13 protein-coding genes are annotated in these 17,450 nt (G+C 53.1%); 6 read left to right on the top strand and 7 right to left on the bottom strand.

Features of this window, described 5'->3' with window-relative positions; genetic code table 11:
- Window positions 1-39: 39 nt before the first annotated feature.
- Window positions 40-1,101: a phosphoribosylformylglycinamidine cyclo-ligase gene (purM, locus tag JWG43_RS12775; protein WP_275888467.1), complete on the bottom strand. Its 1,062-nt coding sequence runs from the start codon at window positions 1,099-1,101 to the stop codon at window positions 40-42.
- A gap of 190 nt (window positions 1,102-1,291) precedes the next feature.
- On the opposite strand from purM, the gene JWG43_RS12770 reads away from it, so the two are divergent.
- Window positions 1,292-1,492, top strand: coding sequence for a DUF2065 domain-containing protein (locus JWG43_RS12770; protein ID WP_205243324.1), 201 nt, complete (start codon window positions 1,292-1,294; stop codon window positions 1,490-1,492).
- A gap of 298 nt (window positions 1,493-1,790) precedes the next feature.
- On the top strand, window positions 1,791-2,903 hold the full coding sequence (locus tag JWG43_RS12765; RefSeq protein ID WP_240193571.1) for a S1C family serine protease: 1,113 nt from the start codon (window positions 1,791-1,793) through the stop codon (window positions 2,901-2,903).
- 146 nt (window positions 2,904-3,049) lie between these two features.
- On the opposite strand, the gene JWG43_RS12760 is transcribed toward JWG43_RS12765, so the two are convergent.
- Both JWG43_RS12760 and JWG43_RS12755 read right to left on the bottom strand, forming a co-directional pair.
- Window positions 3,050-3,736, bottom strand: coding sequence for a TIGR04211 family SH3 domain-containing protein (locus JWG43_RS12760; RefSeq protein WP_205243323.1), 687 nt, complete (start codon window positions 3,734-3,736; stop codon window positions 3,050-3,052).
- Between the two features lie 99 nt (window positions 3,737-3,835).
- Window positions 3,836-4,861 (bottom strand): hemolysin family protein, encoded by a 1,026-nt coding sequence (locus JWG43_RS12755; RefSeq protein WP_338033268.1) that lies wholly within the window; start codon window positions 4,859-4,861, stop codon window positions 3,836-3,838.
- A 519-nt stretch (window positions 4,862-5,380) separates the two neighbouring features.
- Between JWG43_RS12755 and JWG43_RS12750 the strand changes: the two genes are divergently transcribed.
- The 3 genes from JWG43_RS12750 to leuA all read left to right on the top strand — a co-directional run bounded on the left by JWG43_RS12750 (window position 5,381) and on the right by leuA (window position 10,206).
- On the top strand, window positions 5,381-6,943 hold the full coding sequence (locus tag JWG43_RS12750) for a leucyl aminopeptidase (RefSeq protein ID WP_205243321.1): 1,563 nt from the start codon (window positions 5,381-5,383) through the stop codon (window positions 6,941-6,943).
- A gap of 51 nt (window positions 6,944-6,994) precedes the next feature.
- On the top strand, window positions 6,995-8,011 hold the full coding sequence (fbp, locus tag JWG43_RS12745; RefSeq protein ID WP_205243320.1) for a class 1 fructose-bisphosphatase: 1,017 nt from the start codon (window positions 6,995-6,997) through the stop codon (window positions 8,009-8,011).
- 500 nt (window positions 8,012-8,511) lie between these two features.
- A complete protein-coding gene (gene leuA / locus JWG43_RS12740; protein WP_205243319.1) occupies window positions 8,512-10,206 on the top strand; it encodes a 2-isopropylmalate synthase in 1,695 nt (564 codons plus the stop codon).
- Window positions 10,207-10,423: 217 nt separating this feature from the next.
- Here leuA and JWG43_RS12735 read toward each other — a convergent pair whose 3' ends face one another.
- Together JWG43_RS12735 and JWG43_RS12730 are read right to left on the bottom strand one after the other, a co-directional pair.
- Entirely contained in the window at window positions 10,424-10,591 is a 168-nt protein-coding gene (locus JWG43_RS12735; RefSeq protein ID WP_205243318.1) for a hypothetical protein, read from the bottom strand.
- A gap of 139 nt (window positions 10,592-10,730) precedes the next feature.
- The gene (locus JWG43_RS12730) at window positions 10,731-12,371 is read right to left on the bottom strand and encodes a fatty acid--CoA ligase (protein ID WP_205243317.1); all 1,641 of its coding nucleotides are present in this window, start codon (window positions 12,369-12,371) and stop codon (window positions 10,731-10,733) included.
- A gap of 501 nt (window positions 12,372-12,872) precedes the next feature.
- On the opposite strand from JWG43_RS12730, the gene JWG43_RS12725 reads away from it, so the two are divergent.
- Complete coding sequence (locus tag JWG43_RS12725) at window positions 12,873-14,180, top strand: helix-turn-helix domain-containing protein (protein ID WP_205243316.1); 1,308 nt, start codon at window positions 12,873-12,875, stop codon at window positions 14,178-14,180.
- A 322-nt stretch (window positions 14,181-14,502) separates the two neighbouring features.
- On the opposite strand, the gene JWG43_RS12720 is transcribed toward JWG43_RS12725, so the two are convergent.
- Both JWG43_RS12720 and JWG43_RS12715 read right to left on the bottom strand, forming a co-directional pair.
- The gene (locus JWG43_RS12720) at window positions 14,503-16,140 is read right to left on the bottom strand and encodes a glutamate synthase-related protein (RefSeq protein WP_205243315.1); all 1,638 of its coding nucleotides are present in this window, start codon (window positions 16,138-16,140) and stop codon (window positions 14,503-14,505) included.
- Window positions 16,141-16,642: 502 nt separating this feature from the next.
- Window positions 16,643-17,356, bottom strand: coding sequence for a GAF and ANTAR domain-containing protein (locus tag JWG43_RS12715; protein WP_205243314.1), 714 nt, complete (start codon window positions 17,354-17,356; stop codon window positions 16,643-16,645).
- Window positions 17,357-17,450: the final 94 nt, after the last annotated feature.

Below are 17,450 nucleotides of genomic sequence, written 5' to 3'. Positions count from 1 at the left end.
GGATCAGCAGGAGAACAATCGTTTCTGGATGAGCACGTCCTAACAGACACCGTCGATAACCACCTGCTTGCCCCCACCGACCTGAGCGGTAGTTTTTATCTCACCGATCAGATAGGCCTGCTCCCCACGCGCTCTGAATTGATGGAGGAGGTCTTCGACCAGATGTTCGGAAACAATGGTCATCATGCCGATGCCCATGTTGAAGGTTCGAAACATCTCTTCACTGGAAACGGCTCCTTTTTCGGTCAGGTAGGTGAAAACCGGCGGAATGGGCCAACTGTCCGCGTGGATGTGGGCAACGCAACCCGCGGGCAGGATGCGGGGAATATTGTCGATGAAACCACCACCGGTGATATGCACCAGACCATTTATTTTATAGCGGCGCAGGATGGTAACGATGCTGTCCACATAGATTCGTGTCGGCCGCAGCAGCTCTTCTCCGAGGCTGCAGCCGAATTCTTCGATAAAATCATCCACCTTTTTGCCCAATTGATCAAAGAAGATTGTTCGGACAAGTGAAAAGCCGTTCGAATGGAGCCCGGAAGACGCCAGGCCGATAATTTTGTCCCCGACCCTGATATCACTACCGTCGATAATGGCGTTACGGTCGCCAATGCCGACAACAAAGCCGGCGAGATCGTAATCCCCTGGCTGATAGAGGCCTGGCATTTCCGCGGTTTCACCGCCGATCAGGGAGCATTGAGCCAGTTTGCAGCCGGCTGCAATGCCGCGGACGACATCGGTGGCTACGTCAATATCCAGGGAGCAACTGGCAAAATAATCAAGGAAAAAAAGCGGTTTGGCGCCACTGACAATGACATCGTTGACACACATGGCCACCAGGTCGATTCCGATGGTATCGTGTTTGTTGCATAGTTTGGCCACAATGAGCTTAGTGCCCACCCCGTCGGTGGAGGCTATCAGCACCGGGTTGGACAGATCCTCGTTGCCGATGGCAAAGAGGCCGGAAAATCCCCCCAGGTCAGCGAGGACCCCACGGCGATGGGTTTCAGCGGCAATGGATTTGATCCGGGAGACAAAAAGATTACCCTTGTCGATATCGACACCGGAATCGCGGTATTTTGAATTCAGTTGGGTCATGGATACACGGAGCTTTGTTGATCCTCACCTGTTTGCAAGAGGTTTGGAATGCTGAATCGTGAAGGTCGATACATCATGGCACGGCAAAATAAACCATCGAATACACCAATTAAATTACTTTTTTCACCTGACTATTGTCAATACCTTTGTGAGGATTGCACAGGTTATTGAATTTTGGTATTGCTGGAATATGGAACTGTTTATAACCCTGATCGGTCTTATTCTCATTCTCGAAGGTTTACCGTACGCGGCCTCGCCTGAGGCCATGCAGCGATGGCTCAGGCAGATCCTGGAGATGCCTCCGGAACAATTGCGCCGCATTGGTCTGATAGCCATGGCCATCGGTTTTTTTCTCTGTTATCTGGCCCAGAAAAGCGGTCTGTTCGGATAAATACACCTGCTTCCTGAATCCGTGTGGACGGACACCCCGAAGGGAGACTGATGAAGGTTATTGTCAAGGATTCCGCTGCAATTATAAAATGGGTACGGCAAGAGATATCCAAAACAAGCGTCCAGCCGTCACGGAGTCAGCAAGGTGTTTGTCTTTGCAGCGTCACATCCAGCAGCTTCGATTATCAGGAAAGATCAAACCCGGTAAACGCTTCTCTTGCAGCGATCACCGGAAATCCTGACGTGATTGTCCCCTCATCTGACAACCTGGTTTGATTTATCTGCCCAAAGGTGATTCCTTGGCTGCTTTTTCTTCAAGGTCCGGTATCAACCGTCTGACGATTCTCCTTGTGCTGTTCGTGGCCGGCTGGCTGCTATTCCAGACCTTTCAACGCCCCCTGCATGATCCAGGGGCGGTTCCCCGCCCTATAGATGCCCGTGGCGACCTGGCCGCTGACGAATTGAACACCATCGAGATTTTTCGCAATGCCGCTCCTTCGGTCGTCTATATCACCAGCATTGCGGTACGGCGCAATATCTTCAGTCTGAATGTATACGAGATCCCCCGGGGCACGGGGTCGGGGTTCGTCTGGGATAAACAGGGTCGGATCGTGACCAATTATCACGTTATTGCCGATGCCAGCCGCTTGGAAGTGACTCTGGCGGATCGGACGACCTGGAAAGCTGTACTGGTCGGTGTTGCTCCGGACCGGGATCTCGCCGTACTGCAGATTGCCGCTCCGGCCGGCCGACTTCATCCCCTGGCCATCGGTGAGTCCAGCAATCTGCAGGTCGGTCAGAAAGTTTTTGCCATCGGCAATCCCTTTGGCCTTGATCAGACCCTGACAACCGGCGTCGTCAGTGCGCTGGGTCGGGAAATCAACGCGGTAACCGGACGGACCATCCATGATGTCATTCAGACAGATGCCGCCATAAATCCCGGCAACTCCGGAGGGCCGCTACTGGACAGCGCCGGCCGGCTGATTGGTGTTAATACAGCTATCTACAGTCCTTCTGGAGGAAGTGCCGGGATCGGCTTTGCTGTTCCGGTGGGAGAGGTCAACCGGGTGGTGCCAAGGATTATCAGCCAGGGAAGGCTCATTCGCCCTGGATTGGGTGTCACCCTGGCCAACCGGAGACTGACGGATGAACTCGGTCTCCAGGGCACCCTGGTCCTGAATGTGCTGCCCGGAACTTCAGCGGAAAAAGCCGGTTTGCGGGGCACCACCCAGATGCGGGATCACCTGGTTCTGGGGGACGTCATTCAGGCAGTCAACGGCCGCAGGGTCAGCGACCATACCTCTTTACGCGACGAATTGGAACGCTATGAAGTCGGCGATACAGTTCGGCTGACCCTGGTCCGTGAAGGCGCGACCATCGAGGTGGCGGTGCAGTTGGAGGCAATGAACTGATAAAAATGAAGCGATTATCGGCACCCTCATCTCTGCACGGTCGCGGCTGCCCGTATACAGGGGCTATACCTTTAACCAGCCGTCCTTCGGGACTTGCGCTCTCGGATCCGGGCGATTGTCAGCAAATATGGTGACGTAGCCGATCGTCAGAGCAGGGATGATTTTTTCCGTCGAACCCCGCTGTTTGTCATTCGGCCGATGAGCCAACCAAGCAACAGGGTGCCCGATCCGGCCAGAAACCATTTAATCGATTGGTTTTTTTTCAATATGCTGTTTTCGATCTGAAGAACCGCATTCTCCACCCGCTTCTCTTCAAGCTGCCCCAGGGCTTCGTCCAGAAGGATGGTTGTATTGAGGAGAGTGGCGGGATCGTTTGTCGCTGCCAGTCCTGTCCCGGAATGAGCTGTTTGCTCCGCTCCCCTGGTGGCAGCGATTTCCTTGCGCAGTTGTTCGTTCTCGGTAATCAGGCTTTTAAACAGGACCTGGAGGTCAACAGGGATATCGGTTGCTTCCGCCGCTCCAGGAAGATCATCAGGCAGGAGTGGTGCAGGGTCGAGAAAGCGGGAGTGTACCCAGCCTTCAGTGCCGTCCTCTAAACGGATATGGGTCCATTCCTCCTCAACCAGCACCACCTGCACAGCTTCTCCCATCCAAATCGAGGCGAGGGTGTCCGCGGCGACGTTTTGCTCCTGATACACGGTGACTTCCAGACTTGGCTTGATATACCTTGTCTCCGCCAGAAGGAGAGGGGCCGCAAAGAAGCTGCAGAGCACAAGGAGAAAGGTGACCCAAGGGGTGTTGTGATTGAACGAAGGATGAGCAGGGAAGTTCATGATGAAATGTTCCACAGGGAGAGAGATTCAAAACAAGCGTCCAGCCGTCACGGATTCAGGAAAAAAGATGATCAGGGATCCAGGGACAATGTCGCATGCCTAAAGGGTGTTGATTTTTTTCTTGCGGATACGGGCCAGCTCCCGCATGTTGCGGGCTTTATCGGATTCATCGACAATCTCCCTGCCGATGATTTCTTCAAGAATATCTTCCATACTGATCACGCCGGTAACGCTGCCGTATTCATCGACAACAACAAAAAGATGTTGGCGGTGCTCAAAGAAATCGATGAAAATGCGATCCAGTGGGGCTGTTTCCGGAACAAAATGAACCGGACGCATGATCTGTTGCAATTTGAGATCCTCCTGTCCGATCGCCGCGGCCATCAGGACATCCTGGCTGAGGACGAAACCGACCACATTGTCCGGTTCACCTTCATATACTGGAACGCGGCTGTGCATCCGCCATTTTTCCTCAATAAATGCCGCTTCTTTGATGGTTAATGACTGGGAAGCGGAAAAAGTGACCGTTCTCGGAGTCATGACCTGACGCACTGTTTTTTTACCGAGTTGGAGGATGTTGGCAATCACGGTTTCCTGCTCAGCTTCGATAACTCCGGATTTTCTGCTCAGGCTGGCGATGATTTTCAACTCTTCCGCGGAAATGTGATGCGGTTTTTTACTGTTAGGCACCAGATGGGTAACGAACTGCGCCAGTATAATAAGAGGTTTCAGGGCGATAATCATCCAATGCAGCGGCACAACAATGTGGGGAGCCAGTTGTTTGCAAAAACTGACGCCAATGGTTTTAGGGAGGATTTCCGTGCAGAGGAGCACGGTCAACGTGAAAAACAGAGAAAACCAGATCAGGCCCTGTTGACCAAAAAGAGAGATCGCCGCGGCTCCGGCCACTGAAGCACCGATGGTGTGCGCCAGGGTGTTGAGGGTCAGGATGGCAGTGATGGGTTGTTCAATGTTTTCCTTAAAAGCCTGCATGCGCTCTGCCTGTCTGGGGTGAGTTTCGGTCATCAACTCGACCTGGGGGGGGGACAACGACAACAGCACGGCTTCGAAAATGGAGCACATCGTGGAAATAAGCAAGGCGGAACTGACGGCAATGATGAACACGGTCAACAAGGGAAGCCTCCGATCATGTATCCTGTTATGAATGAGTCGTCTCTTTGCAGCGATGTTGGTAACCGGTCACGGGCCCTTGGGATCTATCCGGATTCCAGGTCAGGCAGCCTTTTGCCTGCACGCTGAATACAGGTAGCTGCATTGGCGACGGTTAGGCAACTGTTTGGCTTTTATTGTACTGTAATCGGGGAATAATTGTAGAAAAATTTTAATAATAAGCCGGCACTCGCCCCCTTTGGGGCGTCCGGCCGCACGCCATCTTCATTGCCGGTATCGTCTGATAAAATGTCCTTTAATCAAACGGCCACCAACAACAAAGCTGACGCACGGACGAACCCCCACAGAGCCGGGAGGCCCATAACGCCCGTGCAGAGATGGGGTGCCTGTGATCACTTGCCAGGGTTTTGTCGATTGAGGTTCAATCAACTTTCGTGTATGAAACAGGTACATTAAACAGTTCCTGTTCCTTTTTAAAGTGTTTACCATATCCGTACAGGAGGGAAAAGGCCGATGCACATGGGGCAAGAAACAATCAACATGACCTTGGAGGATCCTCACGGGTTTGCGGGAGACCTACTGGTCTGTTTTGTGGAGGAAGATGCGTTGACTCTGGATTCTGAGATTCTCGGCGGAGTCAACAGAGCATTGCCGCGAATCAAAGAAATCGGTGATTTCAACGGCAAGAAAGATCAGACCTTTATTTATTACCCCACCCTGATTTCGGATGATCAAGAACCAATTCCACGGGCAAAAAGGGTCCTGCTCGTTGGCCTGGGTAAACAGGATGATGAAATCAATGATCGCAGGGAACGACTGCGCATGGCTGGCGGGACCATAGCCAGACAGGCGGAAGGGGTCAAGGCCCGCGATCTGCTGGTTGTGCTGCCGAGGGAATATTCCCTTGATGCCGCCGAAATTGCCCAATGTCTCGTTGAAGGGTTGCTGTTGGGGAATTATCGTTTTCACATGTATAAAACTACTCTCAAGGAAGAGGAAAAGGCTGCCAGGATGGAAAACATTGCTCTCCATCCTGGGGGGTTAGTTGAGGAGGCTGTTCACAAGGGGATGATCGCAGGAAAAATCGGGTCGGAAGCGGTTTGTGCCGCTCGTGATATGGCCAATCGGCCCGGTAATGGCTGGACGCCGCATGATTTTGCCGAATATGCGAAAAAAATCAGTAAGAAAAGCGGATTGAAATACAAAGTGCTGGAAAAATCCGCGCTCCAGAAACTGGGTATGGGTGGTATCCTTGCCGTCAATCAAGGATCGGCTCAGCCGCCAAAACTGGTGATTGTTGAATACAGAGTCAGCAAGAAACTGCCCACTGTTCTCCTGGTCGGCAAAGGCCTCACCTTTGATTCAGGTGGGATCAGTGCCAAGCCGCCGGCCGGCATGGAAAGCATGAAGTATGATATGAGCGGCGGCGCAGCGGTCCTCGCCGCCATGCAGGCCATCGCAGGTTCCAGAATTTCCGGGATCAATGTGGTCGCTCTGATTCCGGCCACCGAAAACATGCCCGGACCGGAAGCTCTGAAACCCGGCGACATCATCACCCAGTACGGTGGTAAAACAGTGGAAATCATCAATACCGATGCTGAAGGACGCCTTATCATGGCCGATGCCCTTGGCTACGGGATCGCCACCTACCAGCCTGAAGCGGTGATTGACCTGGCCACCTTGACCGGTGCGGTCATTGTTGCCCTGGGGCACCATTACACCGGTCTGCTGGCCAATAATGATCAGTTGGCGGCGCAGCTAACCGAAGCCGGAGTCCAGGCGGGAGAACCGCTCTGGCGCCTGCCGCTGGGGCCAGAGTATCGAAAATTGCTTGACTCCCGGGTTGCGGACCTGAAAAATACCGGAGACAAAAGTGCTGGCACCATCACCGCTGCCTGCTATTTGCAGGAGTTCGTCGGTGATACGCCCTGGGCGCATCTCGACATTGCCGGGACTGCCTGGGATTTTACCGAAAAATCCTATATTCCCAAAGGGCCCTCAGGTATTGGAGTCAGAACCTTGGTGGGGCTGCTGAATAATTGGCAGCCTTTGAATCTTTCCGCAGCACAACAATAAATACCCCGGAATACACCGCAACAGTCAGGGGAAAAAAGAGGGGGAAGAGCGATGTCAGCAAAAAGAAAAGGTATCACCGTCAGTCGCCAGATCATGGATGATCAGTTACTGCATCCCCAAGCCACCGGCGAACTGACCGGGTTGCTCAACGATCTGGTCGTTGCCGGTAAAATTATCAGTGCCGAAGTGAACATGGCCGGACTGGCGGATATCCTCGGTCAGTCCGGGCGGACCAATATTCAGGGTGAAGATGTCCAGAAGCTCGATGTTTTTGCCAACCAGACCATTATCCGCCGTATGGAGCAGTGCGGCCATGTCTGTGTCATGGCCTCGGAAGAGGATGATGAAATCATCCAGGTGCTGCCAGGATATGAGGGAAATTACGCCATTGCTTTTGATCCGCTCGACGGTTCCACCAATATCGATGTGAATGTCAGCATCGGTACGATTTTTTCAATTCATAAAAGAATCAGTCCGTCCGGTCAGGGAAGCGTTGAGGATTTATTGCAAAAAGGAACTCAACAGGTAGCAGCGGGCTATATTATTTATGGTTCTTCAACGGTGATGGTCTACACCACCGGTTGCGGCGTGCACGGATTCACCCTTGACCCGAGTGTGGGTGAGTTTTTTCTTTCCCATCCAAACATCCAGGTTCCCGTCAGGTCCATGTATTACAGTGTCAATGAAGCGTATGCTGATCGCTGGTTTGACAGTACCCGCAACTACATTAATCATTTGAAAAGGGACGGCACCGGCAGTGGTCCTTACAGCCTCCGCTACATCGGTTCCCTGGTGGCGGATTTCCATCGGAACCTCATTAAAGGTGGTGTCTTTCTGTATACCCGGGACAAAACCAGCGGCGAGAAAGCCGAAGGCAAGCTGCGGTTGCTTTATGAAGCGGCGCCACTGGCGATGGTCGTCGAGCAGGCAGGCGGCCGGGCTATTACCGATGACGGGCGGCGTATTCTCGATATCGAACCGACCAGCCTCCATCAGCGGGTGCCGCTGATCATCGGATCGAAACAGGATGTTGACCTGGCGGAAAAATTCCTCCGGGGCGAAATGTAAGGGTATCATGGCAGCGAAGGCAGCGAAGATGGCCAGAGTTTGTCTAGATCATACAGCTCCTGAATGTATCCCCGCTGTTTTCCTCCTTGACAAAAGGCATCGGCGCTTTACTATGCAGGCAAAACTTTCTTAAAAGGATTCTGGTATGGAACAAAAACTCGCTCTACTTCTTTTTCCAGGTGGACTGCACGGTACTACCGTGGCGGGGAAGGGGGGCGTGTTCTGACGGACCCTGGAGATTTCAGCTCTGCCAAGCCACGGTTTCCCAAACCGTGGCTTTTTTTTTGCTGATTCCTGGAGCCGTGAGCGTTCGATTCAAGGACACTGTATCGGCCGGGTACGGGCAATGAAGATGGTGTGCGGACGAACGCCCCGAAGGGCGGCCGGTGAAGGGAATTATCAAGGATGTCGCTGCAATTATAATATGATCACAGTACGATATATCCAAAACAAGCGTTCAGCCGTCACCGATTCAGGTGGCTGTTGCATGGAGAGCGATTATGAACAAGGATAAACTCAAGAAATACAAGCCCTATCCAGTGGTCCATCTCCCAGACAGGACATGGCCGGACAAGTCGATCACCACCGCACCGGTGTGGTGCAGTGTTGATCTGCGCGACGGCAACCAGGCGTTGATCCAGCCGATGAATCTGGAAGAGAAGCTGGAGATGTTCCAGTTGTTGATGGAAGTTGGCTTTCGGGAAATCGAAGTCGGTTTTCCCGCGGCCTCGCAGATTGAATATGACTTCATCCGCTTACTGGTCGAGGGCGGGCACATCATGAATGGTGTTGTCCCCCAGGTGCTGACCCAGGCCCGGGAGCCATTGATCAGAAAAACATTGGCTTCCGTTCAAGGGGCCCGCGAGGCGATCGTTCACCTCTACAATTCCACTTCAACCCTGCAACGTGACATTGTCTTTAAAAAAGGCAGGAAAGAAATTATTGAACTGGGGGTGGCCGGGGCTCGACTCATCCATGAGCAGGCACGGGAAACCGATACCAGGATTCGCTATGAATACTCGCCGGAGAGCTTTACCGGCACTGAGCTCGACTTTGCCCTGGAGATCTGCAAAGCGGTTCTCGATGTCTGGGAGCCGACTCCAGACAATCCGGTCATCCTCAATCTACCGGCCACAGTGGAGATGTCGACGCCGAATATCTATGCCGATCAGATCGAATGGTTCTGCCGGCATCTCGACAATCGGGAGCGGGTCATTATCAGTCTGCATGCCCACAATGACCGGGGAGCAGCGGTAGCAGCCACGGAATTGGCTCTTATGGCAGGAGCTGATCGAGTCGAGGGGACGCTGTTTGGCAATGGGGAACGTACCGGCAATGTTGATATCCTCACCCTGGCCCTCAATATGTACACCCAGGGGGTGGATCCTGTCCTTGATTTTTCTCGCATCAATCGAGTGATCAACACCTATGAGCGTTGCACCAAGATGAAGGTACATCCCCGTCATCCCTATGCCGGCGAATTGGTGTACACTGCCTTTTCAGGCTCACATCAGGATGCCATCAACAAGGGGATGAGCGCAGCCGAGCTGACCGAAAGCGGTCTCTGGGAGGTGCCGTACCTGCCCATTGATCCCCAGGATGTCGGGCGCACCTATGAATCGATCATCCGGATCAACTCTCAGTCCGGTAAGGGCGGGGTTGCGTATGTCATGGACCGGGAGTTCGGCTTTAAGCTGCCCAAGGATATGCATCCCGGCTTTGGCCGGGTGGTCCAGGAAATTTCCGATGCCACCGGCGATGAACTGACCCCGGAGATGATATTTCATGCTTTTGAAAAGGAATATCTCTTCAATACCAACGGATATGCTTTGCAATCCTTCAATGTGGTGAAGCGCCATATCGATCGGGATGAAAACGCGTCCAGCGCGGAAATAGAGGCGGTGGTGATTGTCAAAGGGGAAGAGAAAACCATCGCCGCGGTCGGCAATGGTCCGCTGGACGCCTTTTGTACGGCTTTGCGGGTCGGGCTTGGCCTGCAGTTTTCCCTCCATTCGTATCACGAACATGCCCTGGCGCGGGGCAGTTCATCCAAGGCGGTGAGCTATATTGAAGTTTATGATCAGGATGAGGATGGCTGGTGGGGGGCTGGAGTGGATACCGATATTATTGTCGCCTCGATCAAGGCACTGCTCAGTGCATTGAATCGTTCAGCAGCGAAAAAGCACAAAAAATAAACTGGATCCGTGAGCATTCGTCCGTGCGTCTGCCTTGTTGTTCGTAACCGCTCGTTTCGCTCGTTTAAAATGCACTGTATCGGACGGGTACGGGCAATGAAGATGGCGTACGGACGGACGACCCAAGGGTGGCTGCCCACTCGACCCCTCCATGCGGGTGGCCGTGACCGTGCAGGGAGGGGGATCTTTGATTGTGGATGATGATTGAGAATGAACTTCAGGCCTTGGTGACGATTCCCTCCATGCTGATACACTCCTTGCAGAAGTGTTGCGGGGTGGACGAACTCTGACATTTGCCACAGTATTCACGGCCACAACTTTTACAGGAGGAAACTTTCAGGGTCTTTTTTTTGCAGACAGCACAGGTTTTCTCTTCTTTTTTCATGCATGGCCTCATTTGGCATCGATTTTTCACAAGCTGTATTATACCATGAAAGACCGGTCATGGCCAGGCCGCCGAGACTTCCGGGCCGGCCATGACCGCCTTCCTGTTCATCTGTGAATCCTCTTACCCTGTTCTCTCCTCAGGGCAGATATTTAGTCCGCAGAGTTTTTTTATCAATTTTTTCGACACTGGTCTTGTCGATGGTTTCAACCACCTTGATTTTGATCAGCATGGCCTGCTTGGAAAGCAGGCCTTTTTCTATGAACTGGTTGACGTGGCTGACCAGCTGCCTCGGGGTAGGTGCTTCGGTCTCATTTTTCGGAACGATGAGCGCCAGGGGGCGTTCTCCCCATTTTGCGTCCTGCTTGCCGATCACCGCTACCTCGGCAATGCCCGCATGCATGCCGATGATGTCCTCCAGCTCCAGGGAGGAGAGCCATTCGCCTCCGGTCTTGATGACATCCTTGATCCGATCAGTGATGGTCACATAGTTTTCCTTGTTGATATGAGCCACATCGCCGGTGTGGAGAAAGCCTCCTCGCCAGAGATTCTCTGAGTTTCGCTGGTCCTTGAGGTAGCCCTGGGTCAGCCAGGGGGTGCGAACGACGATTTCACCGACCTGGGTTCCATCGCGGTCCAGATCGTTCATCTCTTCATCGACCAGGCGCATCTGCACCAGGGGGATGGGGCGGCCTGTTCTGCATCGCAGGGCAATTTCCTCTTCAGGTGCGAGGCCGTCTTGATGGACATGGGCGATGGTCAGGATCGGGCAGGTTTCGGACATGCCGTACCCGGTGAAAATATCAATGCCACGAGCCAGGGCTTTTTGACACATGGCTTTGGGCAGAGCAGATCCACCGATGAGCACCTTCCAACGGGACAGGTCGAGTTCCTCGAAGCTGGGGTGGTTGATCAGCATGTGCATGATGGTGGGGACGCAGTGGGAGAAGGTGACCCCTTCCCGGACTAGCAGCTGCAGGATCGGTCCCGGGGCGTACTTGCCGGGATACACCTGTTTGACCCCCAGGGCGGTGGCGACATACGGCAGTCCCCAGGCATGAACATGAAACATCGGTGTCAACGGCATGTAGACATCCCTTTGATGCAGGCGTCCCTGGCTTGAAGGTGTGCCCAGCGCGGCCATGACTGCCAGGGTGTGCAGTACCAGTTGACGGTGGCTGAAATATACACCCTTGGGCATACCGGTGGTGCCGGTGGTGTAGAAGGTGGTGGCCCTGGTGTTTTCATCGAAATCAGCGAAGTTGAAATGATCATCGGCCGCGGCCAGCAGGGCCTCATATTCTCCCGCCAGGGGCAGGGGTGTCTGGGGCGCTGTATCCAGATCGGTGAGCAGCACATACTGTTTGACCTTGTCGATACGCCCTTTGATTTGTTCAATGACGGGCAGGAACTCGTCGTGGACCAGCAGGTAATCGTCTTCAGCGTGATCAATAGTGTAGAGGATCTGTTCCGCTGAAAGCCGGACATTGATGGTGTGGAGGACGGCACCGAGCATCGGCACGGCCAAAAAACACTCCAGGTAGCGGTGGCTGTCCCAATCCATCACCGCCACCGTATCCCCGGGCCGGACCCCCAGGGCAGTCAGGGCGCCGGCAAGGCGATGGACGCGCTGACGTAATTCATGATAGGTGTAGCGGAGCTGATCACGATACACGATCTCCTGGTCCGGATTGTCGACAACCGGAGCGTTGAACAGGTTTTTGATCAGCAGGGGATAGTCGTAGGCGGACGCGGTACGCTGAATGAGGGAAGTGGACATGATCGATTCCTTTTGAGTGTTTTTATCAGAGTACTGGAAAAAAAACTGATTTCAAAACAGGCTCTCTCCCATACTGAACAAGCTTTTGCTTGTCAAACAGCTTCAAGGTGCCGGGAGAAAAAAGAAGGATTGTCCGGCACCGACAGGAGACCATTCATCCGCATGGAATTCTCTGCACCTCGCCATGAGGAGGGCAATTGCTGTTGCCAGACAGTTTCCTTTTTGCCTGTGATTGTTGATGACCGGCTTTTGAGCAGAGAGGAAAAACGGAGAGAAGTCACCTTTGAAAAATGCTTGTTGGCCCGGTATGCGTCGATTATGGTGGGAGAAATATCCTTGATCCGTGAGCGGACGCCCCGAAGGGCGGCAGGTGAAGGGTATTTAAGGATTTCGCTGCAATTATAAGGTGATTAAGCCAGATATATCCAAAACAAGCGTCCAGCCGTCACGGATTCAGGAAGACGCCCTTGCCTCCTTCTGCGAACTCTTTCCCGCCAACGTATGGATAAGAATAAAAAAAAATCGGTTTCTTCCGGTATTCCCCAGCTGGATAATCTTCTCGGCAATCTCTATATCGGTGACAATGTCCTCTGGTACGAGGATGCGGGAAGCTTTTCCGCGACATTCTGCGTCAACTTCATCCGTGAGTCCCTGGCCGGGAAAAAGCCGATGATTTATGTCAGCTTTGACCGTTCACCGAAGAACGTCGTCACCTTTCTTGGCCCTCTGGCGGAAAGCCAGAATTTTACTATCCTGGACTGTTTTACCAACGGAAAGGGTGACCGCTCCGAAGTGTTCAACAAATTCTACGAAAAAGACGGGGCCCAGTGGTCGTATCAGGTCGTCAAGGTCAATGATCCCACCGACCCTGGCCTGGTCGGTGATGCCATATACGGCCTGCATGGCAGCATGAGCGGGGATATCCGGTTTATCTTTGACAGCCTCACCGGCATGCAGGATCTGTGGGGCGGTGAGGAACAGGTCCTTAAATTTTATGCCCGGACCTGCCCCCGACTCTATGAACTCGACACCATCGCCTATTGGATCATTGAAAAGAGTGCCCATTCCGGCAGACTGAAGGCAAACATCAACAAGATCGCCCAGGTGGCCATCGATCTGGCCGTCCGGAATGGGAAGCCGGCCCTCAAGATTCTCAAGGCGGAAAAGCGCAATTCGAAGTTTCTCAATGAGCCGCAATCTTTCGCCAGTGAAGATATGGAGATTGTCTTTGAACAGCAGCGGACCCTGCCTTTACGCTTTGATCTGGGGGCCAGGATTCGTTCTGTGCGAAAACAGCAAGGCCTGTCGCAAAAGGAATTGGCGGTCAAAACCGGTGTGAGTCCCAGCAGCATTTCCCAGGTGGAAAAAAATTTGATCTGCCCGTCTTTACCGGCCCTGTTTCGCATGGCGGAAAGCTTGACCGTGGGTATTGGTTCTTTTTTTACGGAAGTGGACGAACGGGGAGAACGGTGGGTCTGCAGGAGTGGAGAAGGAACCAGTGTGTCTTTCGACAATGTACCCAAGGGTGCGATCAGTGGCGAACGTTTGTTGCCGCCCGGGATGATTGGCGCTGAAGTTGAGCCGTATCTGATCCATTTTCCCGCCGGCAGGAAAATACCCTGTCATTTTTTCAACCACAAGGGAGCGGAGATGGGCTGTGTACTGGCTGGCAGCCTTATTGTCCAGATTGCCGGGCAGACACGCGAGCTGGCACCCCATGATGTCCTGTATTTGCAGAACGATATTCCGGAGCAATGGGACAATCCCGGCGAAATTGCCGCCGAGCTTCTCTGGTTGAAGATCCGTTGATCAATTGCCAAGTTAAACGATTTTTGCATCAGGTGGATGTTGTCCACGAATCCCATCCCGGGCGGACTCTGCCCGCCCGGGATGGACCTGAGTATTGCCTGGATCCGTGAGCGTTCATCCGTGCGTCAGCTTTGTTGTTCGTGGCCGTTCGATTAAAGTAAACTTTATCGAACGGTTACGGGCAATGAAGATGGTGTGCGGACGGACACCCCGAAGGGCGGCGGGTGGAGGCGTACTCTGAAAAATACATCTACACGTATACCCTGATTACAGATAAATATATCCAAAACAAGAATCCCGCCGTCACGGATTCAGGTATTGATCAGGCCGAGAGAATTCTCTTGGCGCTTTCATCCCGGGCATCGGTGACATAGGTAATGCCGGTTTCCCGGGCAGTTTCCCTGTTGCCGGCATACAGATCGTTGCGGCTGATCTTGTCCAGCCTGAATTTTCTCGCTCCGGCCATGAGTTGTTGAAGGCCGCAGGCCAGTTTATCCATCATGGTCCACATGGCAATGGCCCCATAGGGAATATTTTTCATTTCCTCCTTGCCGACTTTTTTCTCCACATCAAAGTAGGAGGCGAATATCTGTTCCGCGGAGAGGCCCAGGGAAGAAATGCTGGCCGGAAGTTTGTCCCAGCTGCCATTGACCTTTGCCCTCTTTTCCGGATGGAGGGCTCCTTCGATGTTGGCGCCCAGGAAGCCGGGAATCATGATGGCGCGACCCATGCAGATCAGCTTGGTGTACGGTGCGCCCAGGGCTATCCCCTTGAAAATACTATCTTCCAGGGCAAAGCCACCGGCAAAGGAGAGATCCACCACCCGTTTCCCCTGGGCAGCCAGGATACTGGCATACTCATAGGCCTTGGCATGCAGGTTAATCGATGGAACCCCCCAGCTCTGCATCATATTCCAGGGGCTCATGCCGGTCCCGCCGCCGGATCCGTCAATAGTCAACAGGTCCAGTTTGGCGTCGGTGGCGAAGCGGAGGGCCATGGCCAGTTCCTCCATGCCGTAGGCACCTGTTTTCAATGAAATACGATTAAAACCGAGGCTACGCAGGTAGTCCACTGATTTCATGAAGTCTTCCTGAACCAGATCCACCGTGCTCATGTTGGTGCCGCCCAAGCGACTGTGACGGGCAAAGGATTTGATGGCGCCTTTTTCAAAGGCCTGCTTGACTTCGGCCGAGGCCGGGTCCGGGTCGACGATATAGCCGCGTTCCTTCAGAAACAAGGCGTAATCAAGGCTGCTCACTTGAATTTCGCCGCCGATATCCTTGGCACCTTGCCCCCATTTCAGTTCAACAATACAGCTGTTGCCATATTTTTCCGCCACATATTCGGCAACGCCATTGCGGGTGTCTTCGACGTTCAGTTGAACAATGATGGCCCCATATCCATCGTGATAGCGAAGGTAGGTGTCAATGCGGCGGTCGAGTTCAGGGGCCTTGGTTATTCTGCCGTCTTTCATTTCCGAGGCTTTGTCAACCCCGACCACGTTTTCACCAACCACGATGGGAAAGCCGACCAGGGCGCCACCGATGGCAAAGGAATCCCAGTACTTGGCGGCGATGAAGGTCGAACCCAAGGCACCGGTCATCAGGGGGATTCTGCTTTTGGTTTTGACTTCATGCCCAAATTCCGTGGTCAGGTCGACATTGGGAAAAATACAGTCGTCGGCATCGTTGGACAGGCCCTGGGCAAGACCATGGGAACCATAAGCATAGCCTTGAATGCGTAACGAATTATAGGAAACACCCACATGGGTGGTGTTGTTGGCCCCGGCGGTTACTACCCCGAAATCTCGAGGATAGAGCAGTTTGCGGCCGATCAGGCTGGATTTCCAGGTCTCGCACTGCCCCATGCAGTCGGCACGGCACAGGGTGCACAGGCTGGATTCGGCGGTGTTGCCCCGGTTGGTGGTGCCTAGAACATCGTTCGATTTTGAATAACGCATAGTATACCTCTTTGTTGGTGTGGTTGCATACCGGTACCATCCAGTGATCGATTCTTTGGTATGCCGAAAAAAAAGGCGTCTATGTCCCCACGGGTGGAGAGACAGACGCCTTTGTCGTGTCAGTAATGGTGTGATCAGCGCAAGCGTACGCCTTTGTACGCTGCATTTGTATCGTGATCTATTTATTGAAACTTACGTATTGTGTCAAGAAATAAGTTTAAATGTATATAGTTTCAGTTTGCCGGGAGAACCTATTCCTGAACCCGTGAGCGATCGTCCGTGCGATAGCTTCGTTGTCCGTAACCGTTCGATTAAAGTACACTTTATCGGACGGTTACGGGCAATGAAGATGGCGTGCGGACGGATACCCCCAAGGGTGGCTGGTGAAAGGTATTGTCAAGGGTTCTGGTGCAATTAGAACATGATTACAGCAAAATATATCCAAAACAAGAGTCCAGCGGTCACGGATTCGGGATATTGAGTATGCAGGGGAATCGACCGGTCAGTACAATTCGGTGGTCAGTATAATAGCCTCCGCCACTTCCAGCATGGATTTGCGTGAGTCCATGCTCCGCTTCTGAATCCAACGATAGGCCTCATCACCGCTGATGGACTGTCGCTCCATGATGATTTCCTTGGCCCGCTCGATTTTTTTTCGTGATTTCAGCTCTTCCTGAATAATTTTGGTCTTGATGATCAATTCGGTGTTGAGAATGGCCACCGCCGCCTGGTTGGCCACGGCAGTCAACATGTTGATGTCGGTTGTGGAAAAATCATGGGGGGTGGAGGTGAAGCAGTTGAGGACACCGATGACTCTGTCCTTCTTGCTCTGCAGGGGGACACCGACCATGGAGACCAGGCCCATTTTCCGGGCCATCTCCTTTTCCTTGAAGATCTCGAGGTCGAGGACGTTTTTGATTACCAGGGGTTTCTGGGTGGCAACAACATGGCCGACCACGCCTTCGCCTATCGCCAGGGATCTGTCGATGACATATTCAGGTTCAATGGCCTGGGTGGCCTTTAATCTGATTTTGGGAGGATTGGCCTGTTCATCCACCAGCCACAGAGAACAGATGTCTACCCCGGTGACCTTGGCCACCACCATGACGATGAGTTTGAACACATCCTCCAGGAAAAGATCCGAGGTCACGGCTTCGCTGATGTCCATCAGCGCTTTGATGTAGTGGTCGTAGCTCTGGGGGAGGGTGTCTTTCATCCTGGATCGTGAGCGTTGTCCCTGCGGCAGCTTTATTGTCTGTGACTGTTCGATGATAGTACGCTTTATCAAACGGTTACGGGCAATAAAGACG

Origin of the sequence: Desulfobulbus alkaliphilus, from assembly GCF_016918545.1 — a bacterium.
In the GTDB taxonomy this organism is placed as follows: Bacteria; Desulfobacterota; Desulfobulbia; order Desulfobulbales; family Desulfobulbaceae; genus Desulfobulbus; species Desulfobulbus alkaliphilus.
This window is presented reverse-complemented; position numbering and strand designations above follow the sequence as displayed.

Excerpts from the sequence above, each read along its gene's own strand:
- JWG43_RS12770 (WP_205243324.1), top strand. The coding sequence starts at position 1,292 with ATGGAACTGTTTATAACCCTGATCGGTCTTATTCTCATTCTCGAAGGT.
- JWG43_RS12720 (WP_205243315.1), bottom strand. The coding sequence starts at position 16,140 with ATGCGTTATTCAAAATCGAACGATGTTCTAGGCACCACCAACCGGGGC.
- JWG43_RS12750 (WP_205243321.1), top strand. The coding sequence starts at position 5,381 with ATGCACATGGGGCAAGAAACAATCAACATGACCTTGGAGGATCCTCAC.
- leuA (WP_205243319.1), top strand. The coding sequence starts at position 8,512 with ATGAACAAGGATAAACTCAAGAAATACAAGCCCTATCCAGTGGTCCAT.
- JWG43_RS12715 (WP_205243314.1), bottom strand. The coding sequence starts at position 17,356 with ATGAAAGACACCCTCCCCCAGAGCTACGACCACTACATCAAAGCGCTG.
- JWG43_RS12730 (WP_205243317.1), bottom strand. The coding sequence starts at position 12,371 with ATGTCCACTTCCCTCATTCAGCGTACCGCGTCCGCCTACGACTATCCC.
- purM (WP_275888467.1), bottom strand. The coding sequence starts at position 1,101 with ATGACCCAACTGAATTCAAAATACCGCGATTCCGGTGTCGATATCGAC.
- fbp (WP_205243320.1), top strand. The coding sequence starts at position 6,995 with ATGTCAGCAAAAAGAAAAGGTATCACCGTCAGTCGCCAGATCATGGAT.
- JWG43_RS12760 (WP_205243323.1), bottom strand. The coding sequence starts at position 3,736 with ATGAACTTCCCTGCTCATCCTTCGTTCAATCACAACACCCCTTGGGTC.
- JWG43_RS12725 (WP_205243316.1), top strand. The coding sequence starts at position 12,873 with ATGGATAAGAATAAAAAAAAATCGGTTTCTTCCGGTATTCCCCAGCTG.
- JWG43_RS12735 (WP_205243318.1), bottom strand. The coding sequence starts at position 10,591 with ATGAAAAAAGAAGAGAAAACCTGTGCTGTCTGCAAAAAAAAGACCCTG.